This is a genomic window from Streptomyces sp. NPDC046925 (assembly GCF_040644915.1).
In the GTDB taxonomy this organism is placed as follows: Bacteria; Actinomycetota; Actinomycetes; order Streptomycetales; family Streptomycetaceae; genus Streptomyces.
Map to the genome: position 1 here is coordinate 520,745 of NZ_JBEYWZ010000002.1, position 22,083 is coordinate 542,827.

Annotated in this window: 22 protein-coding genes; 12 read left to right on the top strand and 10 right to left on the bottom strand. The window is 71.0% G+C overall.

The features are described from left to right. The first annotated feature begins 106 nt into the window (after positions 1-106). Entirely contained in the window at positions 107-1,147 is a 1,041-nt protein-coding gene (locus ABZ906_RS08745) for a polysaccharide deacetylase family protein (RefSeq protein WP_361379272.1), read from the top strand. A gap of 76 nt (positions 1,148-1,223) precedes the next feature. Here ABZ906_RS08745 and ABZ906_RS08750 read toward each other — a convergent pair whose 3' ends face one another. The 8 genes from ABZ906_RS08750 to ABZ906_RS08785 form a co-directional block, all read right to left on the bottom strand. After that, a complete protein-coding gene (locus ABZ906_RS08750; protein ID WP_361379275.1) occupies positions 1,224-1,922 on the bottom strand; it encodes a polysaccharide deacetylase family protein in 699 nt (232 codons plus the stop codon). Then, on the bottom strand, positions 1,919-2,272 hold the full coding sequence (locus ABZ906_RS08755) for a hypothetical protein (protein WP_361379278.1): 354 nt from the start codon (positions 2,270-2,272) through the stop codon (positions 1,919-1,921). Before ABZ906_RS08755 ends, ABZ906_RS08750 begins: the two co-directional genes overlap by 4 nt. Positions 2,273-2,334: 62 nt before the next feature. Further along, positions 2,335-3,183, bottom strand: a complete 849-nt coding sequence (locus ABZ906_RS08760) for a class II fructose-bisphosphate aldolase (RefSeq protein WP_361379281.1) — start codon at positions 3,181-3,183, stop codon at positions 2,335-2,337. A gap of 46 nt (positions 3,184-3,229) precedes the next feature. Next, entirely contained in the window at positions 3,230-4,003 is a 774-nt protein-coding gene (locus tag ABZ906_RS08765; RefSeq protein WP_361379284.1) for a DeoR/GlpR family DNA-binding transcription regulator, read from the bottom strand. After that, on the bottom strand, positions 3,993-5,015 hold the full coding sequence (locus tag ABZ906_RS08770; protein WP_361379287.1) for a D-2-hydroxyacid dehydrogenase: 1,023 nt from the start codon (positions 5,013-5,015) through the stop codon (positions 3,993-3,995). The genes ABZ906_RS08765 and ABZ906_RS08770 overlap by 11 nt, the downstream gene beginning before the upstream one ends. After that, complete coding sequence (locus ABZ906_RS08775) at positions 5,012-5,863, bottom strand: carbohydrate ABC transporter permease (RefSeq protein WP_361379290.1); 852 nt, start codon at positions 5,861-5,863, stop codon at positions 5,012-5,014. The genes ABZ906_RS08770 and ABZ906_RS08775 overlap by 4 nt, the downstream gene beginning before the upstream one ends. A gap of 43 nt (positions 5,864-5,906) precedes the next feature. Continuing rightward, complete coding sequence (locus ABZ906_RS08780) at positions 5,907-6,860, bottom strand: sugar ABC transporter permease (RefSeq protein WP_361379293.1); 954 nt, start codon at positions 6,858-6,860, stop codon at positions 5,907-5,909. A 29-nt stretch (positions 6,861-6,889) separates the two neighbouring features. Then, complete coding sequence (locus ABZ906_RS08785; protein ID WP_361379300.1) at positions 6,890-8,191, bottom strand: sugar ABC transporter substrate-binding protein; 1,302 nt, start codon at positions 8,189-8,191, stop codon at positions 6,890-6,892. A 201-nt stretch (positions 8,192-8,392) separates the two neighbouring features. Here ABZ906_RS08785 and ABZ906_RS08790 point away from each other — a divergent pair, with 201 nt between their 5' ends. Next, positions 8,393-8,719: a hypothetical protein gene (locus ABZ906_RS08790; protein ID WP_361379303.1), complete on the top strand. Its 327-nt coding sequence runs from the start codon at positions 8,393-8,395 to the stop codon at positions 8,717-8,719. Between the two features lie 94 nt (positions 8,720-8,813). Here ABZ906_RS08790 and ABZ906_RS08795 read toward each other — a convergent pair whose 3' ends face one another. Beyond that, positions 8,814-9,572, bottom strand: coding sequence for a DeoR/GlpR family DNA-binding transcription regulator (locus tag ABZ906_RS08795; protein WP_361379306.1), 759 nt, complete (start codon positions 9,570-9,572; stop codon positions 8,814-8,816). Between the two features lie 167 nt (positions 9,573-9,739). Then, positions 9,740-10,348, bottom strand: coding sequence for a hypothetical protein (locus tag ABZ906_RS08800; RefSeq protein WP_361379309.1), 609 nt, complete (start codon positions 10,346-10,348; stop codon positions 9,740-9,742). Positions 10,349-10,583: 235 nt separating this feature from the next. Between ABZ906_RS08800 and ABZ906_RS08805 the strand changes: the two genes are divergently transcribed. From ABZ906_RS08805 to ABZ906_RS08850, 10 genes are all read left to right on the top strand, one after another. Beyond that, the gene (locus tag ABZ906_RS08805; protein ID WP_361379312.1) at positions 10,584-11,627 is read left to right on the top strand and encodes a hypothetical protein; all 1,044 of its coding nucleotides are present in this window, start codon (positions 10,584-10,586) and stop codon (positions 11,625-11,627) included. Between the two features lie 81 nt (positions 11,628-11,708). Then, complete coding sequence (locus ABZ906_RS08810; protein ID WP_361379315.1) at positions 11,709-12,911, top strand: saccharopine dehydrogenase C-terminal domain-containing protein; 1,203 nt, start codon at positions 11,709-11,711, stop codon at positions 12,909-12,911. An 84-nt stretch (positions 12,912-12,995) separates the two neighbouring features. Beyond that, positions 12,996-14,162, top strand: coding sequence for an SIS domain-containing protein (locus ABZ906_RS08815; protein ID WP_361379318.1), 1,167 nt, complete (start codon positions 12,996-12,998; stop codon positions 14,160-14,162). A gap of 53 nt (positions 14,163-14,215) precedes the next feature. Continuing rightward, positions 14,216-15,151, top strand: coding sequence for a BadF/BadG/BcrA/BcrD ATPase family protein (locus ABZ906_RS08820; RefSeq protein WP_361379321.1), 936 nt, complete (start codon positions 14,216-14,218; stop codon positions 15,149-15,151). Positions 15,152-15,268: 117 nt separating this feature from the next. Then, positions 15,269-16,642, top strand: coding sequence for a hypothetical protein (locus ABZ906_RS08825; protein WP_361379324.1), 1,374 nt, complete (start codon positions 15,269-15,271; stop codon positions 16,640-16,642). Positions 16,643-16,676: 34 nt separating this feature from the next. Continuing rightward, positions 16,677-17,525, top strand: coding sequence for a fumarylacetoacetate hydrolase family protein (locus ABZ906_RS08830; RefSeq protein WP_361379327.1), 849 nt, complete (start codon positions 16,677-16,679; stop codon positions 17,523-17,525). 87 nt (positions 17,526-17,612) lie between these two features. Further along, entirely contained in the window at positions 17,613-19,259 is a 1,647-nt protein-coding gene (gene ilvD / locus ABZ906_RS08835) for a dihydroxy-acid dehydratase (RefSeq protein ID WP_361379330.1), read from the top strand. Positions 19,260-19,415: 156 nt separating this feature from the next. Then, positions 19,416-20,096, top strand: a complete 681-nt coding sequence (locus ABZ906_RS08840; protein ID WP_361379333.1) for a HEAT repeat domain-containing protein — start codon at positions 19,416-19,418, stop codon at positions 20,094-20,096. A 3-nt stretch (positions 20,097-20,099) separates the two neighbouring features. Further along, the gene (locus ABZ906_RS08845; protein WP_361379336.1) at positions 20,100-21,113 is read left to right on the top strand and encodes a MerR family transcriptional regulator; all 1,014 of its coding nucleotides are present in this window, start codon (positions 20,100-20,102) and stop codon (positions 21,111-21,113) included. Between the two features lie 166 nt (positions 21,114-21,279). Beyond that, the gene (locus tag ABZ906_RS08850) at positions 21,280-22,050 is read left to right on the top strand and encodes an oxidoreductase (protein WP_361379339.1); all 771 of its coding nucleotides are present in this window, start codon (positions 21,280-21,282) and stop codon (positions 22,048-22,050) included. Positions 22,051-22,083: the final 33 nt, after the last annotated feature.

Below are 22,083 nucleotides of genomic sequence, written 5' to 3' on the forward strand. Positions count from 1 at the left end.
GCTCACTCAAGTGAGCAATTTCAGTCAACATCTGCGCGTTATTGCCGCAGCTCGCGCGAACCAGCACAGTGACAGGGTCCGTTGATCTCGGCAGTGAGGATCCGCCATGTCGCACCACCTCCCCGCGTTCACCCCGCACGAGGCTCTGGAGGCCAGCCAGGACCTGGTGACACGGCGCCGGGGCGTGCCGATGTTCGTCTCCCTGCGTTCCGCGCCGTCCTCCGGTGACCCGCACCGCGAGGCCGGCCATCCACCCCGTACGCCCGCACGGCCCGCCGATCTCGAACTCGCCGACACCTTCTCCGCGTTCCGCGACCGGCTCCGAGCGGGCAGCGAGGAGGAGACCGTCATACGTGCGTTGCAGTCCCTCGCCTACGCCGGCCTCGGGCCCGACCGCGTCCCGCCCGGAACGTCGGCGCCGGACGGCCAGGCCCCCGACGCGCACCGGCAGCTGTCCTCCGACCCCGGCATCAGCGCGGACAGCACCGAAGCCGATCTGCGCGCGGGGCACTTCCTGCGCGTGGTGAACTACCACAACACCCCGGCCGGCTGGAAGGACGAGCTGGTCGCCGAACTGCGCGGCTACAAGGAGGACTTCGAGACCGTCGATCTCGCCGATCTCGAGCGATTCGCGCGCACCGGGGTGTGGCACAAGCCGCGCCCCGGACTGCTGCCCGTCTTCTACGAGGGCTACCGGGACAACTTCGACGTCGCCGCGGCCGCATGCGAGGAGGCCGGGGTCATCGGCTGGTTCTTCGTCTGCACCGCCTTCGTGGACACCCCGGTCGAGGCACAGTACGACTACGCACTCGCCCACCGGATCAAGCTCGTGCCCGAGAACCCGCGCGGTGAACGGCTCGCCATGAACTGGGCGGAGATAGGAGATCTGCACCGGCGCGGTCATGTGGTCACCCCGCACACCGCCTCGCACGCCCCTGCCCGCCAGGTGCTCGCGCCGGAGGACATCGAGCGTGAGGTGATCGAGCCGAAGCGGCTGATGGACCGCGCCACCGGCGGTTCCGCGCTGTGCACCGCATGGCTCGAAGGCTCCGCCTGGACCGGCGAATCGGCCGCCGACCAGGCCTTGGTCGAGGCCGGCTACCGCTTCGTGTTCAGCAACACCATGGTGCAGCGGCTGCCCGGCTGACGCGGACGGAGAGAGGGGCGGCACACCCGCGTGCCGCCCCTCTCTCCGTCCCGCTCCATGCCTCTACTCGATGCCTCTACTCGATGTGCTGGATCATCGTGTTCCCGAACTGGTAGCGGTAGCCCGCGTCCCGCAGCGCCGCGTCCACCGTCGGATTCGCTCCGTACGGCGTGCCCCACAGGAACGCCGTGCACGCGGCGTCCTGGCCGGTGACCTCGTCCATCCGGCGCTTGGGCTCGAAGATCTCGCGGTCGAGGTCCGCGCCGGTGAGCAGGGAGGCGGCCTCAGAGTGGTTCGCGGTGTGCGGGGTGACCACGTGGCGCCGGCTGAGCTCCGCGACGTCGTCCCAGGTCATGGCGAGGCGCTCGCCCTTGGCGTTCTCCTGGACCAGGTCGATGTTGTGCGCGTTCGCGTAGTCGTACTGGTCCGCGACCGGCACGTCCAGGAAGGCGGTGCAGATGAAGAACCAGGCGGTCAGGCCCACTTCCTCGGCCAGCGGTGCGGCGACCTCCGCGTTGTTGCGGTAGCCCTCGTAGAAGACCGGGATGACTCCGGGGCGGCTCTTGTGCCAGCGGCCGGTGGACCGGAACTGGTCCAGGTCCTCCAGCGTGACGGCGGAGAAGTGTTCCGCCAGCGTCTTCAACTCGCCGCGGATCTTGTCGGTGTCGGCGTGCGGGGTGTTGTGGTAGTTCACCACGCGCAGGTACTGGCCGGACCTGAGGGCCTGCTCCTGGCCGGAGAAGGACGGAAGGCGGGTCTGAGGGGTCGCGTTCACTGCTGGGTCTCGTCCTTCTGTGCGACACGGTCCTGCTGCTGTGCGGAACGGTCCTGAGGGGTGAAGTGGGCTGCCCCCATGAGCTGGAGGACTTCGATCAGGGCGGGTTCGGCGTCGTCCGGGGCGTCGGGAGCGAGGATGTCCCGGTAGTGGCGCAGGAGCCCGGCGAGTTCCTCGCCCTCGGCGTCGGCCCGAGCCGGTTCCGGGGTCCGGGCGCTGTCGCGCGAGGGGACCTGGAGGGCCAGGAACATGGGGATGCCCTCACGTTCGAGGACCCGCTCCCCCAGTGCGTCGAGCCGGGCTCGGGGGTCGGGTACGGGTTCGTGGCGGCGGGGTGCTGGAGTGGTCACGTACGGGCTCCTGTGACGTCGGTGCTGAGGGGGCTCTTCGTGATCAAGGGATCTTTTCGTGATCAGGGGGCGGCGGGCTCGGGGGCCAGGAGCCGGAGTTGCTGTTCCGTGGCGGCGGCGACCGCGTCGCGGCCCGCCGCGAGATAGCGCCGCGGGTCCACGCCGGTGTAGTCGTCCAAGGCGGTGCGGACGGCGCGGGTGAAGGCCGCGCTCAGATGCGTACCGAAGTTGATCTTCCGCATGCCGTGGGTGATCGCCGATCGGAGGTCCTGGTCCGGCACGCCGGACGAGCCGTGCAGGACGAGCGGTACGTCGACGGCGTCGCGCAGCGCGGCGATGAGGTCCTGGTCGAGCGAGGCGTTGCGTTCGGTCATCGCGTGGGAGCTGCCGACCGCCACGGCCAGTGCGTCGACTCCGGTGGCCCGTACATAGTCGGCCGCTTCGGCGGGGTCGGTGCGCGCGGTGGCGGAGTGGACGCCGTCCTTGCCCCCGATCTCTCCCAGTTCGGCCTCGACCCAGATGCCGTCCTCGTGGAGGCGTGCGGTGACCGCGGCCGTCCTGGCGATGTTCTGTTCGTGGGGCAGCCGGGAGGCGTCGAACATGACCGAGCCGCAGCCCAGTTCCCGTGCCCGCAGCACGAGGTCCTCGTCCTCGACGTGGTCCAGGTGCAGGGCCAGCGGAGCCCCGCTGCCACGGGCGACCGCGGCTGCGGCGGCGAGCAGCGGCGCGGGGTCGTCGCCGTGGTAGCGGACCGCGTTGTGGCTGACGGCGATGATGGCCGGGGAGTTCGCGGCCTCGCATGCCCGGGCGATGGCCTCGGCGTGTTCGAGGGTGACGATGTTGAAGGCGAGGACCGCGGATCCTTCGCGTACGGCGTGGTCCATCAGGCTGGCGGTGGGAACGAGCGGCATGGGGCACCTCTGGGCGGCTGTGGGTTACGGGCGTGGACGATGCGGATCAGGCGCTGACGACCGTGCTGCCGCGGCCCCCGACGGCGCGGCACACGGGGTGTTCGGGTCCCGCGTCGGTGACCAGGGTGGCCACGCGGTCCAGCGGGGTGAGGCGGACCGGTCCGCGGCGGCCGAGCTTGGACTCGTCGGCGAGGACGGTGATGGTGCGGGCCGCCGCGAGGAGGGCGCGGTCCGTCTGGGCCTCGTCGACATGGGCGCCGGTGAGCCCCGCGTCGACGTCGAGCCCGAAGGCGCTGGTGATGATCTGGCCGATCTGCAGTTCGTGCAGCGCGCGCTCGGTCAGGTGGCCCAGGAGGGACTGCTCGCGGTGGCGCAGGACGCCGCCGAGCACGATGACGTCGACGGACGAGGTGGCCGACAGGACCTGGGCGATCGGCAGCGCGTTGGTCACCACGGTGAGGCCGCGGCGCTCCCCGAGGCGGGCGGCGAGGGCTTCGGTCGTCGTGCCGCCGCTGATGAGCACGGTGCTGTGGTCGGGGATCAGCCGCAGCGCGGCCTCGGCGATGCGGCCCTTCTCCTCCAGCTGGGTCGATGCCCGCTGCGGCTGGTCCGGTTCGAAGGCTCCGTCCACCGTGGTGGCGCCGCCGTGGACGCGGCGCAGCATGCCCTGGAGTTCGAGGTCGCGCAGGTCGCGGCGGACCGTGGAGGCGCTGATGCGCAGCAGGTCGGAGAGTTCCTGGACGTTGACCGTGCCGCGGCGGCGCAGCCGGGTGAGCACGGCGTGCCTGCGCTGGGGGGCGAGCAGGTAGTCAGTAGCCACGGGACCGGTCCACCAGGTTGATCAGTTCGCGGTCGGCGAGGAACCTCTCGACGTTCGCGCTGACGAGTTCGAGGGTCTGCTCCTCGTAGTCGGGCGCGAAGCCGGCGACGTGCGGCGTGAGGATGACTCCGGGCTCGTTCCACCAGTGGTGGTCCGCGGGCAGGGGTTCCTCGTCGAAGACGTCGAGCGCGGCGCCCGCGATGCGGCCCGAGCGCAGTCCGGCGCGCAGGGCGTCTTCGTCGACGATGCCGCCGCGGGAGACGTTGACGACCATCGCGCCGTCCTTGAGGGCGTCGAGGGCAGCGGCATCGATCATGCCGCGCGTCTCGTCGGTCAGCGGGCAGGTGACCACGAGATAGTCGCAGCGGCCCAGGAAGGCGTGGAGTTCGTCGGGGGTGTAGAGCTCGGTCGCGTCCGCCGGGTCCGCGGCGGGCGTCCCGAAGAAGTCGCCGGTACGGGTGGCGCGGCCGCGCTTGAGGCCGAGCACGGTCATGCCGAACTGTCCGGCCAGGCGGCCTATTTCGCGGCCGATGCGGCCGTAGCCGACGACGCCGACGGTCGCGCCGCGCAGCCGGCGCGGCATGAGGGTGTTCCAGCGTTCGCCCGGCGAGGGCCACGTGCCGCTGTGCTGCACCTCGACGGCGCGGGGCAGCCGGTGGGCGAGGCCCAGCAGCATCATCATCACGTACTCGGCCATGGGTACGGGCGAGATGCCCCCGATGGAGGTGAGCGGCACGGGGAGGTCCCATACGCCGGTGTCCTTCAGATGGTCGGCGCCGGAGGTGTCGAGCTGGATCCAGCGCAGGTCAGGGGTCGTGCCGGGGGTGGCCGGGAACACGGCGCCGGTGTGCAGGATCTGCGTGCGGCGCCACACCTCGTCGGGCACGTCCGCCGGGGAGACGGCGGGCACCTGGGTGACCGTGAGCCGCGGGTGGCGTGCGCGCAGCTCGTCGAGCCACCAGTCGGGGAAGGAGAGGGTGCTCAGGTAGTGGACGGGGGTCGGAGAGGTCACTTGATTCCCGATCGTGCGAAGCCCTGGACGAAGTACTTCTGGAAGCAGAGGAAGAGAACGACCATGGGCAGTACGGAGAGGAGAGCGAGCGCCATGATGGCGCCGTAGTCGGCGGTGTACTGGCCGTTGACGAACTGCATGCCGACGGCGAGGGTGTACAGCCGCTCGTCCTTGAGGACGGTCAGTGGCCAGGCGAAGTCGTTCCACTGGTAGAGGAACGTCAGCAGGGAAAGCACCGCGATGAGGGGCTTGCACAGCGGCAGGACCACGGTGAAGAAGGTGCGCAGCTGTCCGGCGCCGTCCATCCGCGCGGCCTCGATGACCTCGTCGGGGATGCCGAGCATGAACTGCCGGGCAAGGAAGACCCCGAAGGCGGTGGAGGCCGCGGGGACGATCACGGCCCAGAAGCTGCCGAACATGCCCAGGGCGCTGACGAGTTTGAACTGCGGCACCATCAGCACCTGCACGGGCACGGTCATCGTGCTGAGCAGCAGCAGGAAGAGCAGGTTGCGGCCGCGGAAGCGCATCTTGGCGAAGGCGTAGCCGGCCAGCAGGTTGCAGGAAACCGTGATGAGGACGACCAGGCAGGTGATCACGGTCGAGTTCATCGCCCAGGTCCCCACCGGCAGCCGGAACACACGGCGGAAGTTGTCCAGGGTCGGCGCGCTGGGCCAGAAGCGCAGCTGCGAGGTGTGCAGGTCCGCGATGGGCGAGAAGGCGACCAGGATCATCCAGAACAGGGGCAGGGCCATGGCCAGACCGATGATCACCGCTGCGGCCACGCGCAGCGGGCGGTGGCGGTCGCGTCGTCTCGGAGGTGTCTGACTGGCTGAGGAGGTGACGGACATGAGTGTCCTTCTGGGAGGCGGGAGGGATGCGGCGGGCGCGAGATCAGCCGACCGTGTCCCTGTTGCGGCTGAAGCGCCACTGCAGCGCCGTGAAGATCATGACGATGACGTAGAGGACGATGCCGATGGCGGCGGCGTAGCCCTGCTGGCGTCCTTCGAAGCCGTTGCGGTAGGCGTAGGTGATCATGACGTCGGTGGCGTGTCCCGGCCCGCCGAGGGTCATCACGTAGACGGTGTCGAAGACCTGGAACGAGTAGATGACGTTCATGATGAGCAGGAAGAACGTCGACGGGCCGAGCAGCGGGACGGTGATGTTGCGCAGTCGCTGCCAGGGCCCTGCGCCCTCCACTTCGGCCGCCTCGTACATCTCGGGCGAGATGCCCTGCAGACCGGCCAGGTAGATCACCATGTTGAAGCCGATCCGCATCCACAGCGTGATCAGCACGACGGAGACCATGGCGGTGCTGCCGCTGGTCTGCCACGGCGCCGCGGGCAGTCCGAAGGTGGCGAGCAGCTTGTTGAGCAGGCCGATGTTCTGGTCGAACATCAGGGTGCCGATGAGGGCGGTGGCCACGCCGGAGATGACCATGGGCAGATAGACGAGGGTGCGCCACAGCGGGCGTGCGGGCATCACCTTGTTGAACAGCAGGGCGACGCCGAGCCCGAGCGCCATCTCCACGGGCACGGTCGCCACGCAGAAGACGGCGGTGTTCAGCACCGTGCGCCAGAAGACGGGATCACCGGCCAGCTGGCGGTAGTTGGCGAGGCCCGCCCAGGTGGGTGAGGTGAGTCCGGTGCTGTACTGGAAGCTCAGTACGAGGGCCATGACCAGCGGGACCAGCAGGAAGACCGTGACGAGGACGAGATTGGGGCCGAGCGTGCAGTACGCGATCAGCGTCTCGCGGAAACGCGCGGCTCTGCGTTTTCGCGGGGAGGGCGTTGCGGGCGCCGGGGCGGGCGGGCGCACGTCGCGCGGCGACGAGGCGATGGTGGCCATGGCAACTCCTGTGTGCGGTAGGGAGGGCCTTACGCGGAGGCCAGCGCGGTGCGGGTGGATTCGGCGATGTTGCGCAGGGTCACGTCGGCGGGCTGCCGGTTGACGAAGGCGGCTTCCAGTTCGTCCTGCAGCGCGGAGTTGATGCGGCCGAAGCCGGGCACGGCGACCTGCGCGGTCATGGCCGGGGTGAGCGCGGTGGCCTGTTCCGCGTACACGGGCATCAGGTCGGGGCGCACCGCGTAGTCGAGGGGCTTGTCGAGCAGTGACTTGCGGGTGGGCAGTACGACGCACTGCTCGCAGAAGCGGGCCATGTTCTCCTCTTCGGCGAGGAACTTGAGGAAATCCGCGGCCAGTTCGGGGTTCTCGGTGTCGCGCGTGGCGACGACGGCGTTGCCGCCGAGGTCGGTGGCCGCCTGGCGTCCGCGTGGCTGGAAGGTGACGCCGTACAGGTCCTTCTTCAGTGCCGGGTCGATGGTCGGCAGCAGGAAGTCACCGGCGAAGCTCATGGCGACGGTGCCCGCGGTGAACAGGGCGTCGGGGAACGCGGCGCTCTTGATCGAGCTGTTGGGCGGGACGAAGCCCTGCCGGAAGAAGTCCTGCGTGAAGCGCAGGGCGCGCAACCCGGCCGCGGACTCGATCGCGGGGGCGGTGCGGCTCTCGTCGAGGATGCGTCCGCCCGCCTGCCACAGCCACGTCAGCCAGCGGAACGCGCCGGTCTGCTGCCAGCCGTAGACGAAGGGATAGACGCCGTGCAGCTTCTTGCTCAGTCGTGCGCAGATCTCGGTGAACTCGTCCCACGTCCAGGCCTCGTCCAGGGAGGCGGGCACCGAGGTGATGCCCGCGGTCCGGAACATGTCCTTGCGGTACAGGACCGCCGTGGTGTCGGTGTGGTGCGGGACGGCGTACGGCTTGCCCTCGTGGCAGACGGCCTCCCACAGGGCGGGCAGGAAGGCCTTGCGGTCCTCATCGCCGAGGTAGGGGCTGAGGTCGAGGAGCTGGCCGCTGGCGCTGTACATGCCCAGGTTCGCGTAGTCGCAGCGGAACAGGTCGGGGGCCCGGCCGCCGGCGAGCAGCGCGTCCATATTGGTGTACATCTGCTGGTAGGACTCCATCCGGATCTGCACCCGGATGCCGCTGTGGCGTCGTTCGTACGCGCGGGCCAGTGCCTGGAAGGCCGCGATCTCGGTGTCGGCGCCCCACAGCGAGAAGGTGAGTGTGTCCGCTCCTGCCGAGCCCGTGTTGGAGGGCGAGAAACCGGACCGCCGGGCGAAGCCGACCGCGCCGGCGCCTGCCACGGCGGCGCCAAGGAGCGCTCGTCTGGCGACAGCCATGGTGCACAACCTCCGTCGTCAAGGGGGAGATTCGGCCGCATGGGCCTTGATGACTGCTTTTTAGTCGCCACAACCAAGCTCAGTCAATAACAAGCAAGCCTTGATTTTTATTGCTCATTTTTTCTTGACCGGCTTCAGGGGCGCGCTTAGCCTCGGCCCGGCACCCGCCTCTGCCCCGCGCCATCGAGAAGGAGCACCCGTATGCCCGTGATCCAGGTGACCGCCCCGAAGGACGCCGACCACGAACGCGACGCGGCCCGGCTCAAGCAGTTGTGCGGCCGGGTCGCCGCAGCACTCGGCCTGCCGCCTTCCGGGGTGGTCGCGGTGCTCTGCGAGGCAGTCATGACCAGCACGGGCCAGGGGATCGTGGCGGCCTGGCCGCTGGCGGTCGTGCACGGATCCGACCGGGGCGAGCGTGCGACGCGCCGGGCCCTGGACGCGGCGGGCGAGGCGCTGGCCGAGGGGTGGGGCGTGCCGCGCGAGGAGGTCTGGGTCGAGTGGGCGGGGCTCCGGCCTGCGGGAGCGTGACCGGCTCCACCCAGACCGGTACGACGTCGGCTCAGAGGTGTACGACGTCGGCGCGGACCTATTCGACGTCGGCTCGGACGTGTACGTCGTCCGTTCAGACCTGCACGACGTCGACCCCGGCGGCGCGCAGCGCCCCCAGCTCGTCCTCGGGCGCCGAGCCGTCGGTGATGACCCGGTCAAGCTTGCCGGCCGGAGCGATCCGCACCGGGCCCGAGCGGCCGAACTTCGATCCGTCGACCAGGGCCGTGATCCGCCCCACCCGCGAGAGCAGCCAGCGGTCGGTCTCCGCCTCGTCGACGTGCGCACCGCTGATCCCGGCCGCCGTGATGCCGTAGGCACCCACGAACGCCTCGTCCACCTGTAGTTCTTCCAGTGCCTGGCGCGTCAGGTGACCCAGCAGGGACATCTCGCGGTGGCGCAGATAGCCGCCGAGCACGACGGTGCTGATCTCCTCGAACTGGGCGAGTTCCCCGGCCAGGTGCAGCGAGTTGGTCACGACCGTCAACCGCTCGATCCCGTCGAGCAGCGGCACCATCGCGGCCGTGGTCGTACCGCCCGTGACGAGGATCGTGGCACCGGGAGCGACGTGCTCCACGGCGGCGCCTGCCAGCTTGCTCTTCTCCCAGGACGCGACTCCGCTGCGCTGCGGCCGGTCGGGCTCCTCCGCCTGGACGGCCTCGACCATCGCCCCGCCGTGGGTGCGGTTCAACAGGCCCTGGGCCTGCAGCGCGGACAGGTCCCTGCGGATGGTCGAGGGGCTGACGTCGAGCCGCTCGGCGAGCGTGCCCACATGAGCGACGCCTTCCGCGCGCACCGCGTGAAGCAGCCTCTTCCTTCGCTCGGCGCCCAGCATGGCCTGGTCTCTCTTCCCCTCGGCGTGGACGCGACGACCGGCTCGGTCTCGCCCCGTGACATCGTCGACCGGCGGTGGTCCGCCTGCCGCACCCGGAAGCTTACTGGGGATGCTCATCCCTGCGGGAAGTTGACTCCTCGGCCCAGGGGCGGACGCCGCGCGGGCGCTCACGTGGGTCGCGCCGCCCACGGGCGCAGTGCCCCGAGCACGGTGTCCCGGCCGACCGGCGCGTCCAGCAGGGCGAGGGCGGCGGCGGAGATTTCCTGCGGTGAGTGCCAGCGTGCCGTCCGGCCTTCCCCGTGCCAGCCAAGGACGAGCAGCCTGCCCGCCGCCCCCGAACGGGCTTCGGCGGGAAGGTCGTTGGGGGTCCACGGCTCGATACCGGTGCTGGACCGGCTCGGCGCGGCCCATTCGCTCGTCACGAGGAGGACGAGCGGGCCCGCGACGACGGGCCGCACGAGTTGTGCCAGCTTTCCGGGCGGCACGGCGGGGGCGTAGACCAGGGCGCCGGTCAGCGGTGTGCGCGCGGCGGCGGCGCGCAGGTCCGCGCAGAAGCCGTCCGCCGTGACGTCCGCGGCGAGCGGGGTGACGCGGCCCGGTTGCTCGTCGGCGAGTTCCCGCAGGTCGGGCGCGGAGCGGGCGACGGCCAGCACAGGCACGGCCCGGGTGGTCAGCGCGGTGACGGCGGGGCGCAGAATGCGGGTGGCGCCAATGACCAGGACGTGTGCGGCTTCTGATGTGTGGGGGCGGGGCGCGGGCGGGGGCTGTTCGGTCATCGTCGTGGGCCTCTTCTCTCCGGTGCCGGTGCGGCTCGTACGGGTCGGCTGGCCGGCGCCCGGGGCGGCGTCCGGGGACGCATCCAGGGCGGCAGGAAGCCATCATCGCTCACTGTTGCTCGTTTCTGCTCATTGACGCTTGTTAATGAGAGTGAATAGGGTGCCGTTGTGGCGCTGCCGGCCGAAGGTCCGGAGCAGCGCCGACGTTCTCGTCGCCCGGCCCGCGAGGTGTCCCATGGCTGTTCCCCCTTCCTCCTCTCCCCGGCCCCTGCGTACCGCACCGCCACCCGTCTCCCGGGGCGGCATCGGTCTTGCGCAGGGGCGCTACGGCCTGCGCGGCAACCTCGAACTCGTGCTCTGCGACGACCAGGACGGGCTGTGGGTGCTGTGGTTCAACAGTGACCCGCAGGACACCTCCCCCGAGCCGGGCGGCCCGCCGCCGGGCGAGTGGAGCGGCGCGCTGCGCTTCGCCACCGGTCGGCGTTACGACGAGGTCGGCGTACTCCAGAGCCGCCACGGCCCGCACCACCTCGAACTCCTCGCCCGCTCCGGCGACACGACGCACCGCCTGCGCTGGAGCCCCGAGCAGGCCTTCACCGCCGAACAACCCCCGCCCGGCGCCCCCGCGCGCGCCATCGGCACGACGGAGACCGCGAACGGCACCCTGTGGACCGGCATCCTGGCCAAGGACGGCCGACCGCGGCTCCTGCGAGCGGACGCCTCCGCCTACCCCCGCCTGACCTGGGCCGACGACACTCCGGCGGCCGGACTGCCCACCGACGACCGGTGGACCGCGATGACCCTCGTCGCAGGCCCCGGCACGGACACAGGCGCGGACGCAGGCCCGGGCACGAACGGAGGCTCAGACGCAGATGCCGAGCGCCCCGCAGTCGTGCTGGTGGGCGACCGCGAAGGCGTCTTCCTCTCCCCCACCGGCGAAACGCATCCGCTCCCGGCCGCCGCACTCGCCGCCGCGGTCACCGCGGACGACGGCGTACGGCTGTACCTGTGGTCCGAGGGCCCGTGGCTGGAGGTCCTTGCGCCGGGATCCCCCGGCGGGGCACGCCGCCTGCCGCTCCCGGGATCGGGCGAGGTGACCGCCCTTGCGGCCACCCCCCTCTCCCACGAACCGGACGGCACCGACCTCGTCGTACGCCGTGGCGGGCACCTCTGGCATCTGCGGGACACCGGGCGCGAGGACGCCGCGACCGCCGCCGAACTCACCAGCCGCCTGACGCCCGCACCGGGAAACGGCCCGCATTCCGTTCACCGGGGCTGACCACCGAGCCCTTACGGGTACGACCAAGAATCGCTTTCAGGAACTCTCAAGAACTTTCAGGAAAGAGACCGAGGAATCACCATGCGCATTCTCATCGTCGGCGCCGGAGGCGTGGGGACGGCCGCCGCAAGGATCGCCGCCCGGCGCGACTTCTTCGAGCACTGCGTCATCGCCGATTACGTTCTCGACCGTGCCCTGCGGGCGACCGAGGCCACCGAGGACGCCCGTTTCGTCGCCGCCCGCATCGACGCCTCCGACGAGGAGGCAGTCGCCGGTCTACTGCGCGAGCACCGCTGTGACGTGCTCCTGAACGCGACCGACCCCCGGTTCGTCATGCCGCTGTTCCGTGCGGCGCTGGCCGGTCGCGCCCACTACCTCGACATGGCGATGTCCCTCTCCCGCCCCCACCCCGACCAGCCCTACGCCCGGACCGGCGTCATGCTGGGCGACGAGCAGTTCGCCCTGGCCTCCGAGTGGGAGAGCACCGACCGTCTCGCCCTGGTGGGCATGGGCGTCGAGCCCGGCCTCTCCGACGTGTTCGCCCGTTACGCCGCCGACCGGCTCTTCGACAGCATCGAGGAGATCGGCGTACGCGACGGCGCCAATCTGACCGTCGAGGGCCATGAGTTCGCCCCCTCGTTCTCCATCTGGACGACGATCGAGGAATGCCTGAACCCGCCGGTGGTGTGGGAGAAGGACCGCGGCTGGTTCACCACCGAGCCGTTCTCCGAACCGGAGGTCTTCGACTTCCCCAAGGGGATCGGCGAGGTCGAGTGCGTCAACGTCGAGCACGAAGAGGTCCTGCTCATCCCGCGCTGGGTGGACGCCCGGCGCGTCACCTTCAAGTACGGGCTCGGGCAGGAGTTCATCGACGTCCTGCGCACGCTGCACAAGCTGGGCCTCGACCGCACCGAGAAGATACGCGTCGGCGACGTGGAGGTCTCCCCGCGCGACGTGGTCGCCGCCTGCCTGCCGGACCCGGCAGGACTCGGTGACCGGATGCGCGGCAAGACCTGCGCCGGGACCTGGGTGAAGGGCGTACGCGACGGCGCTCCCCGCGAGGTGTACCTGTACCACGTGGTCGACAACGAGTGGTCGATGGCGGAGTACGGCTCGCAGGCGGTGGTCTGGCAGACCGCGCTCAATCCGGTGGTCGCCCTCGAACTCCTGGCGGGCGGGCAGTGGAAGGGCAGCGGCGTCCTCGGCCCGGAAGCGCTGCCCGCCGAACCCTTCCTCGGCCTTCTGGAGGAGTACGGCGCTCCGTGGGGCATGCGTGAGCAGTAGTCAGAATCCGTCCCCCAAGCCCCGCACGGGCCCACAAACCCATACTGATCCGTACCCGTACCACCCTTGCTTGAAGGAGTTTGCGTGAAGACCGCCGTCCCCGAGACCCCCGATCACTCCGCCGTGCCGCACGGCGGCGCCCACACCCACCGCGAGATCCACCAGCAGCCGCGCCTGTGGGCCGAGATGGCCTCCCGCGTGGCGCAGGAGCGATCGGCCCTCGACGCGTTCCTGGCCCCTCTGCTGGCCGAGGACCGGCTGCGGATCGTCCTCACGGGCGCGGGCACCTCCGCGTACGCGGGACAGATCGTACGGTCGGCGCTGAGGCGAGCCACGGGCCGCACGGTCGAGGCCGTCGCCACGACGGACATCACCGCCGACCCCACCGCATGCTTCGAGGAGCGTGACCGGCCCACCCTGCTGGTGTCCTTCGCGCGCTCCGGCAACAGCCCCGAGAGCATCGCCGCGACCGAGATCGCCGACCAGCTGCTCGACCAGTGCGCGCACCTCCTGATCACCTGCAACGCCGAAGGCTCCCTGGCCGCCCGGCATCAGGACCGTGCCGACTCCTACGTCCTCCTGACGCCGCCGGAGGCGGAGGACCAGGGCTTCGCGATGACCTCAAGCCTGACGTGCATGCTCCTCGGAGCGCTCCACTCGCTGGGCGGCAGTCACATCCGGGGCCTGGACGACTGCGCCGACGCCGCCACGGCCCTGCTGTCCGGCGAGCTGCCCGGCCGGATCGCCGAACTGACCGACCGCGCCCCGGACCGCTTCGTCTACCTGGGAAGCGGCGCCCTTCAGGCCCTGGCCGGCGAGTCCTCGCTCAAGCTGCTCGAACTGACCGGAGGCGCGGTCACCGCGCTCTCGGACTCGTCACTCGGCTTCCGGCACGGCCCCAAGGCGTTCCTCACCCAGCGGACGGCGGCCGTCGTCTATGTGTCGAACGACCCCTACACCCGCCAGTACGACCTGGACATCTTCCGGGAGCTGAGCGCCGGCCTGCCCGCGGGGCAGGTCGTGGCGGTCGCCGCCCGTCCCGACGGTCTCCCGGCCGAACACACCTGGCTGCTCGACGGCATGGCCGACGCCGACGATGCCACCCTGGCACTGCCCGCCGTCCTGTGCGCCCAGCTCGTGGCGCTCGCCGCCTCGCAGGCCTGCGGGATGCGCCCCGACAACCCCTTCCCGGACGGGGAGGTCAACCGGGTCGTCCAGGGCGTCACCATCCACCCCCTGCCCGCGCGGTAAGCCCCACCCGCGGGACACCGGACTCGCCGGACCCACCGGAAGGAAGCAACGCCATGTATCTCGGAGTCGACGGCGGCGGCACGAAGACGGCCTTCGCCGTCGTGGACGCCGCCGGGACGGTGCTCGGCACGGCCGACGAACCGTCCACCGCGCCCGCGCTCGGGGAACACGGCATGCAGACCGCGCGGACCGTGCTGCGCGACGGGATCACCAAGGCCTGCCGACAGGCGGGCACCGACCCCGCGCACCTCAAGCACGCGTTCCTCGGACTGCCCGGCCACGGCGAGTCCGCGTCCCTGACCGAGGCGTTGGACGCGCTGCCCGCGGAGATCCTCGGGCACGACCGGTACACGGCGGGCAACGACATGGTGTGCGGCTGGGCCGGATCGCTCGGCCTCGCCGACGGCATCAACGTCATCAGCGGTACGGGTTCGATGGCGTACGGCGTCCTGCGCCGCCGGGAAGCGCGCACCGGCGGCTGGGGAGAACTCTTCGGCGACGAGGGATCCGCGCACTGGATCGCCGTCCAGGGCCTGAACCTCTTCACGCGCATGAGCGACGGCCGGACGCCGCCCGGCCCGCTCCAGGCGGTGCTGCGGCGCCGTCTGGGGCTCGACGCCGACCTCGACCTCGTCGACGTCATGCTGCTGGGCCGCCCGGACCGCACCACCGTCGCCGCGGTCAGCCGCCACGTCTCCGAGGCCGCGGCCGAGGGCGACGAGAACTGCGCGCGCATCCTCACCCGCGCCGGCGAAGAACTGGCCGCACTCGCCCGCGCCACCCGGCGCGCACTGGGCGCCGCGCCCGACGAGGAGGTTCCCGTCTCCTGGTCGGGCGGGGTGTTCACCGTGCCGCGCGTGCGGGAGGCGTTCACCGGCGCCCTCGCCTCCTTCCCGGAGCCGTACGCCACGCGCCCTCCCCTCACCACTCCCGTCCTCGGCGCGGCCCTGCTCGCCGCCCGCATCGCCGGTGAGCCGCTCCCCCGCTGACCGGTCCGGGCCCCCGCACGCCAACCGGGCTTTCGCCGCTCACACTTCATCCGCTCCGCCGCCCTCCCGCCCTCCGCGCGCGACGGGCCGCCGGACGCACCCCGAAAGGACACGCTCGTGCCAGCCAGCAACCCCGACCGCCGCTCCCTCGTGCTCATCGGCGCCGGCAGCGCCGTCTTCACCCGCGGCCTGCTCGCCGATCTGATCGGCGCGGACGACCTCGGCTCCTGGGAGATCCGACTCGTAGACGTCAACCCCGACGCGCTCTCGGTCACCACCCGCCTCGCCGAGCGCATGGTCGAGGCGCGCGGCGCCGAGAAGCGCATCACCGTACGTTCCTCCACCGACCGGCGCAGCGAACTTCCCGGCGCCGACTACGTCGTGACCTGTGTGGGCGTCGGCGGCCGGCCCGCATGGCAGGAGGACCACGAGATCTGCCAACGGCACGGCGTCTTCCAGCCGGTCGGCGACTCCGTGCTGCCCGGCGGGATCTCCCGGCTGCTGCGCACCACGCCGGTCATGGTCGACATCGCGCACGACATCGTCGAACTCGCCCCGGACGCCTACTTCTTCAACTACAGCAATCCGATGACGGCGAACATCCAGGCCATGACCCGTTACGCGGGCGCCGAGGTCATCGGCCTGTGCCACGGCATGCACCACGTGCAGCGGGAGCTCGCCGCCTTCGCCGGGCTGCCCTTCGAGGAGACGTCGACGCTGTACGCGGGGATCAACCACCTCACGTTCATCTACGACTTCCGGCACAACGGCGAGGACGCCTGGCCCGTCGTGCGCGCACGGATGGAGCGTGAACTCGCCGAGCCGCCCCATCCGGACGACATCGGCGCGATCTGGGAGAACGGCAAGGCCTGGCACAACCCGTTCTCCTGGGAGTTCTTCCGCACTTACGGCGCCTACCCGGCGGCCAACGACCGGCACGTCGTGGAGTTCTTCCCCGAGCGCTGGGCGAGCGGCGACTACTACGGCAAGAAGCTCGGCGTCGACGCCTTCTCCGTACCGGAGATCCTCCAGTGGGGAGAGGAGCGCTACCAGTCGATGCGCACCCAGGCCGAGGGTGACACACCGCTCGACGAGTCCGCGTTCGACCGCTCCACCGGGGAGCAGGAGCAACTCCTGGCGATCATCCGGTCGATCACCTTCGACCGGCGCGAGATGTTCTCGGTGAACGTGCCCAACCGGGGCAGTGTGCCGGGGCTGCCGGACGGGTCGGCCCTGGAGATTCCGGCCGTTGCCACGGCCCGGGGGCTGCGTCAGCTGCGGGTTCCCGACCTGTCCGCGCCGCTGACCGCGATCCTCGCGCGGCGCCTTGCACCGGTGGACCTTGCGGTCGAGGCTGCGATGACGGGAGAGCGCGATCTGGTGGTCGAGGCCGTGATCGCCGACGGCGCGGTCACCGACCGGGACGCGGCCGCCGCCCTCACGGACGACCTGCTGCGGGCCCAGAGCCGCTTCCTGCCCCGCTTCAACTGACCCCCGCCCGCACCAAGACAACTCTGGAGAGACCGTGAAGATTGCCCGAGTGCGGTACGAGGGCCGGGTCCTTGCCGCCCGTGTGGACGGCGACACCGCGTTTCCCGTCGTCGCGGAGGAAGAGCGGCACATGTCCGACGCCGTGCGCGACCTCATCGCGGACGGGACCGCCGAGGAGGTACTGAGTGCCGACGTGGCAGGGGTGCCCCTGGCCGACGTCGAACTGCTCAGCCCGCTCGCCGCCCCCCAGAAGATCATCTGTATCGGCCTCAACTACGCCGACCACATCCGCGAGACCGGCCTCAAGACCCCCGAGGTCCCGCTGGCCTTCGTCAAGACCGCGCACTGCCTGACCGGCCCCGCCGCCACGGTCCGCGTCCCGCGCGGCACCACCGAGCAGCTGGACTGGGAGGCGGAGCTCGCCGTGGTCATCGGCCGTACGGCGCGTGAGGTGAGCGTGGAGGACGCCGCGTCATACGTCTTCGGCTACACCGTGGCCAACGACGTGTCCGCCCGTGACGCCCAGTTCTCCGACGGGCAGTGGTTCCGGGGCAAGAACTTCGACGGCTTCTGCCCGCTCGGCCCCTGGATCACCACCGCCTCCGACGTGCCTGACCCGCAGAGTCTGGCCATCGCCGCCCGCGTCAACGGCCTTACGGTGCAGGACAGTTCCACCAAGGAGATGATTTTCGGCGTGGCCGAGACGATCTCCTATCTGTCCCGGTACATGACCTTGTACCCCGGTGACGTCATCGCCACGGGTACCCCGCACGGCGTCGGCATGGGCCGCGATCCGCAGCTGTGGCTGCGGGACGGGGACACCGTGGAGGTCGAGGTCGAGGGCCTCGGCCTGTTGCGCAACCCGATCCACGTGACCGACTGAGACACCTCAATGACGGGCGGCGGCAGAATCTGCCGCTCCCCACCTGCACGCCCGTACGTCCTTACGTCTTCACGCCGAAGGAGCCGCATGAACATCGCCGATGATCCCGACCGCGCACCGGCCCGCTCGCACCTGTACGCGATGGGTCTGAGCGAGGAGGAGATGCGGCGTCCCACCGTCGGCATCGCCTCGACCTGGACCGGGACGATGCCCTGCAATCTGACGCACCGTGACCTGGCACGCCATGTGGCCACGGGAGTGCGCCGGGCGGGCGGGACACCCATGGAGTTCAACACCATCGCCGTCTCCGACAACCTGACGATGGGCACGCCCGGCATGCGGGCCTCGCTCGTCAGCCGGGAGGTCATCGCCGACTCGATCGAACTCATGGGTAGGGCCCATCAGTTCGACGCCATGGTCTGCATCGTCGGCTGCGACAAGACGGTGCCCGCCGCCATGATGGCCATGGCGCGCCTCGACATCCCCTCCGTGCTCCTCTACAGCGGCAGCATGATGCCGGGGACGTGGCGCGGGCGCGAGGTGACCATCCAGGACATGTGGGAGGCCCTGGGCGAGCGGTCCGTCGGCCGGGTCAGCCAGGAGGACGTGGACGACCTCGCCCGGCACGCCTGCCCGGGCGCCGGAACCTGCGCGGCGCAGTACACCGCGAACACGATGGGCACCGTCGCGGACTTCCTGGGCCTCGCTCCGTTCGGCGTCGGAGACATCCCCGCCACGGTCGTGGAGAAGACGGCCGCGGCCGAGCAGGTCGGCGAACTCGCCCTCGACGTCCTCTCCCGTGACCTGCGGCCGTCCGCGATCCTCACGGAGGACGCCTTCCACAACGCGATCGTCTCCGTGGCCGCGATGGGCGGCTCCACCAATGCCGTCCTGCATCTCCTCGCCATCGCCCGTGAGGCCGGGATCGACCTCGCCATCGACACGATCGGCACGGTGTGCCGTGCGGTGCCGATCATCACCGCGCTCAAACCGTCCGGGCCCTACACGGCGGCCGATCTCTGGCGGGCCGGCGGCACCTCGCTGGTGGCGGCCCGACTGCTGGAAGCGGGCGTGCTGCGCGACTCGGTCACCCTGGTCGACGGCCGCTCACCGGCGGACGTCGCCGCCGACGCCGTCGCCACGGAGGGGCAGGAGGTGGTGAGGGAGGTGAAGTCGCCCGTCAAGGCGCCGGGCGCACTTGCGATCCTGCGCGGGTCGCTCGCTCCGGACGGCTGTGTCCTGAAGCTGGGTGGGCGCCCCGACTTCGTCCGCCAGGGCCCTGCGCGGGTCTTCGACTCCGAGGAGGAGTGCTTCGAGGCCATCCAGGGCGGCCGGATCACGGAGGGCGATGTGGTGATCGTCCGCTACGAGGGTCCGGCCGGCGGCCCCGGCATGCGGGAGATGCTGTCGATCACCGGCGCCCTGGTGGGCCAGGGCCTGGGTGATTCGGTCACCTTGGTCACCGACGGCCGCTTCAGCGGTGTCTCGCGCGGCCTCGTGATCGGCCACGTCGCCCCGGAGGCGTGGCACGGCGGCCCCATCGCGCTCGTGGCGGACGGCGACACGGTCGTCGTGGACTCCGCGCGCAACACGCTCGACCTCGATGTCCCGGACGCGGAACTGGCCGAGCGCCGGGCGCGCTGGACACGCCCGGAGCGCCCTCTCGAGCGGGGCGTCCTCAGCAAGTACGCGGCCATCGTCGGCTCGGCATCGGACGGCGCCGTCACGGTGTGACGCGATCCCGCCTTCCACCTCGGGGGGCTCACCGCGCCGAGCGGTGAGACCCCCCAGGCGCGCGTGCACGGCGCGGCAGCAGGGCCCTGTTGTCCTTGCCGCGTTGACCTTGACACGGTGACAAGGTCTTCACTGCTCGCCAAGGAGGTGGTCTCCATGACGATCACAAGACACGACGAGCAGGACCAGCAAGCACTCCAGGCACTCCAGGCGCTGGAGGACGACCGCGCGTCGGTGCGGCTGCGGGCCGCGCTGGCGGTCGGCACGACGCCTGACCCGCGCTTCGTCGACAAGCTCGTCGAGCGATGCGCCGTCGAGCCCGAGTTCTACGTCCGCGACATGCTGACCTGGGCGCTCACCCGCCACCCGGTGTCCATGACGCTGCCCGCGCTGGTCCGCGAGGTCCGCTCGGAGCGGGCGCAGGCCAGGAGCCAGGCCCTGCACACCCTGTCCAAGATCGGGGACCCGCGGGCGTGGCCGGCGATCACGCGGGCGCTGCTCACCGACACGGACGACGAGGTAGCCCGCAGCGCCTGGCGGGTCGCGGTCCTGCTCGTCCCGGACGGCGAGGAGCCCGCGCTGGCCACGACGCTGGCAACGCAGCTCGGGCGCGGTGAGCGGGAGACGCAACTGAGCCTCAGCCGGGCCCTGGTCGCGCTGGGCGAAGTGATCGCGCCGGCCCTGCATACGGCGAGCGCGAACCCCGACCCGCGCGTGCGCACGCACGCGCTCGCCACGCAACGGCTGCTGCGCGACCCGGACACCGGGTTCGAGTTCGCCGTCGAGGAGGCCAAGCGCGTCGTGGCCCTCGGCGGGTCCGGCCGCGAGGGACAATAGGGCGTGTTGATCGGTGAGGTGGCGCGACGGTCCGGGGTCAGTGCCCGCATGCTCAGGCATTACGAGTCGCTCGGCCTGGTACGGCCCTCAGGCCGGAGCGGCTCGGGATACCGGGAGTACTCCGCAGCGGACATCCGGCGGATCTTCCACGTCGAGAGCCTGCGGTCGCTGGGCCTTTCGCTGCGGGAGATCGGGCGCGCCCTCGACGACTCCGGCTTCACGCCGTCGGCGCTCGTCGGCGACCTCATCGCGCAGACGCGCGAACGCATCGCCGCCGAAACCGAGTTGCTCACGCGGCTGCGTCGCATCGACGCCGCGGACCCGACCGGCTGGGAGGATGTCCTCCAGGTCGTGGCGCTGCTCCAGGCCCTGGGCTCGAAGAACGCAGACGCCCGCCAGCGTGCCGCGCTCTCCTCGGGCGACGAGGTGCCCGTGCCGGTGGAGGCCCTGGTCGAGGCCGCGCTCGGCGAGGCGGACCCGAACGTCGCCGGTGCCCTTCGATGGGCCCTCGCGCGATCCGGCGAGGAAGCCGCGGCACTGCTTGCGGAGGGCCTAGATTCACCGGTGACAGCCGTACGCGAACGCGCCGTTCAGTCCCTCGCCGAAATGCCCGGCGACGAGGCCGCCGCACGGCTGCGGAAGGCCTTGGTCCACCCCGACGCCGTGGTGCGCGGGTATGCGGCGCTGACACTGGGAACACGCGGAGAGGCCGACGCGGTTCCGACGCTCGTCGAGATGATCGTGGAGGGACGGAACGACACCGACGCGGCCGACGCCCTGAGCGTCCTGGCCGGCGACACCACGCGGGCGGAATACATCGCAACCAGCCTCGTCGAACGCCTCGCCCACGCCACCACAGAGGCGCCCGCCCGCAGACGTCTGACCCAGGCGCTGGCAGGCATCCCCGGGGCGAGGACGTCACGTGCCCTCGTGGAGCTGTCGCACGACCAGGACCGTGCCGTGGCGGTGACGGCGACGTACCTGCTTCAGCTGCGCGAGGCAGAGCGACCGACATAGGAGTTTCCTATGGCGCCTGCTGACTTTTCGTCTTTGCCCCGCTCTCTTTTCCGTACGTACCGTGAAACAGCTCGCCGAAGGGCCGCGTTTTCCAAGGGAATTCGCTCTGCGCACGCCGCCCTTCTTCCGCCCAGCGGGTATGTACGCAACCGAGAGGACCAGTGGCATGACCACGTACGGAAACGGCTCAGAGAAGAAGGAATTCGCGGGAAAGCGGGCCCTTGTCACCGGCGGTTCTCGCGGAATCGGAGCGGCCCTCGTGCGCCAACTCCTGGACGCGGGGGCCGAGGTGCTCACGACCGCCAGGGCGGCGACGAGCACGGTGCCGCAGGGGGCCGCCTTCGTGGAGGCCGACGTTCGGACGCGGGCCGGCGCGGAGGCGCTGGCCGCGACCGCGCGGGAGATGCTCGGCGGGGTGGACCTCCTGGTGCACAACGCGGGCGGCGCACGGCCGCACAAGAGCGCTTCGGCCATCCCCGACGAGGAGTGGCAGGACGCTCTCGACCTGAACTTCCTCGCGTCGGTGCGCCTTGACTCGCTGCTCGCGCCGGGGATGCGGGAGCAGCGCTCCGGGGTGATCGTGCACGTCTCCTCGGCCGCGAACCCTCTCACTCCCCCGCCGTTCCTGCACTACACGGCGGCGAAGGCGGCGCTGGAGAACTACAGCCGGGGACTGGCCGCGGAGTTGGCCCCCCACGGGGTGCGGGTCAACACCGTCTCTCCCGGCAGGACCGCCACCCCCGGCGGCGAGGCGACGCGCGAGCAGTGGGCACTCCTGGACTCGGGACCGGGCCAGGACACCACCGCTCCCCCGCTGGGGCGCGACGGCCGGCCCGACGACATCGCCGACGCGGTGCTGTTCCTCATGTCCGAGCGGGCGAGTTGGCTGACCGGAAGCAATCTGGTCGTGGACGGCGGTGAATTCACCAGGGGCTGACGGCGACGGAATTCCCGCGCCGCAATTCCGGGC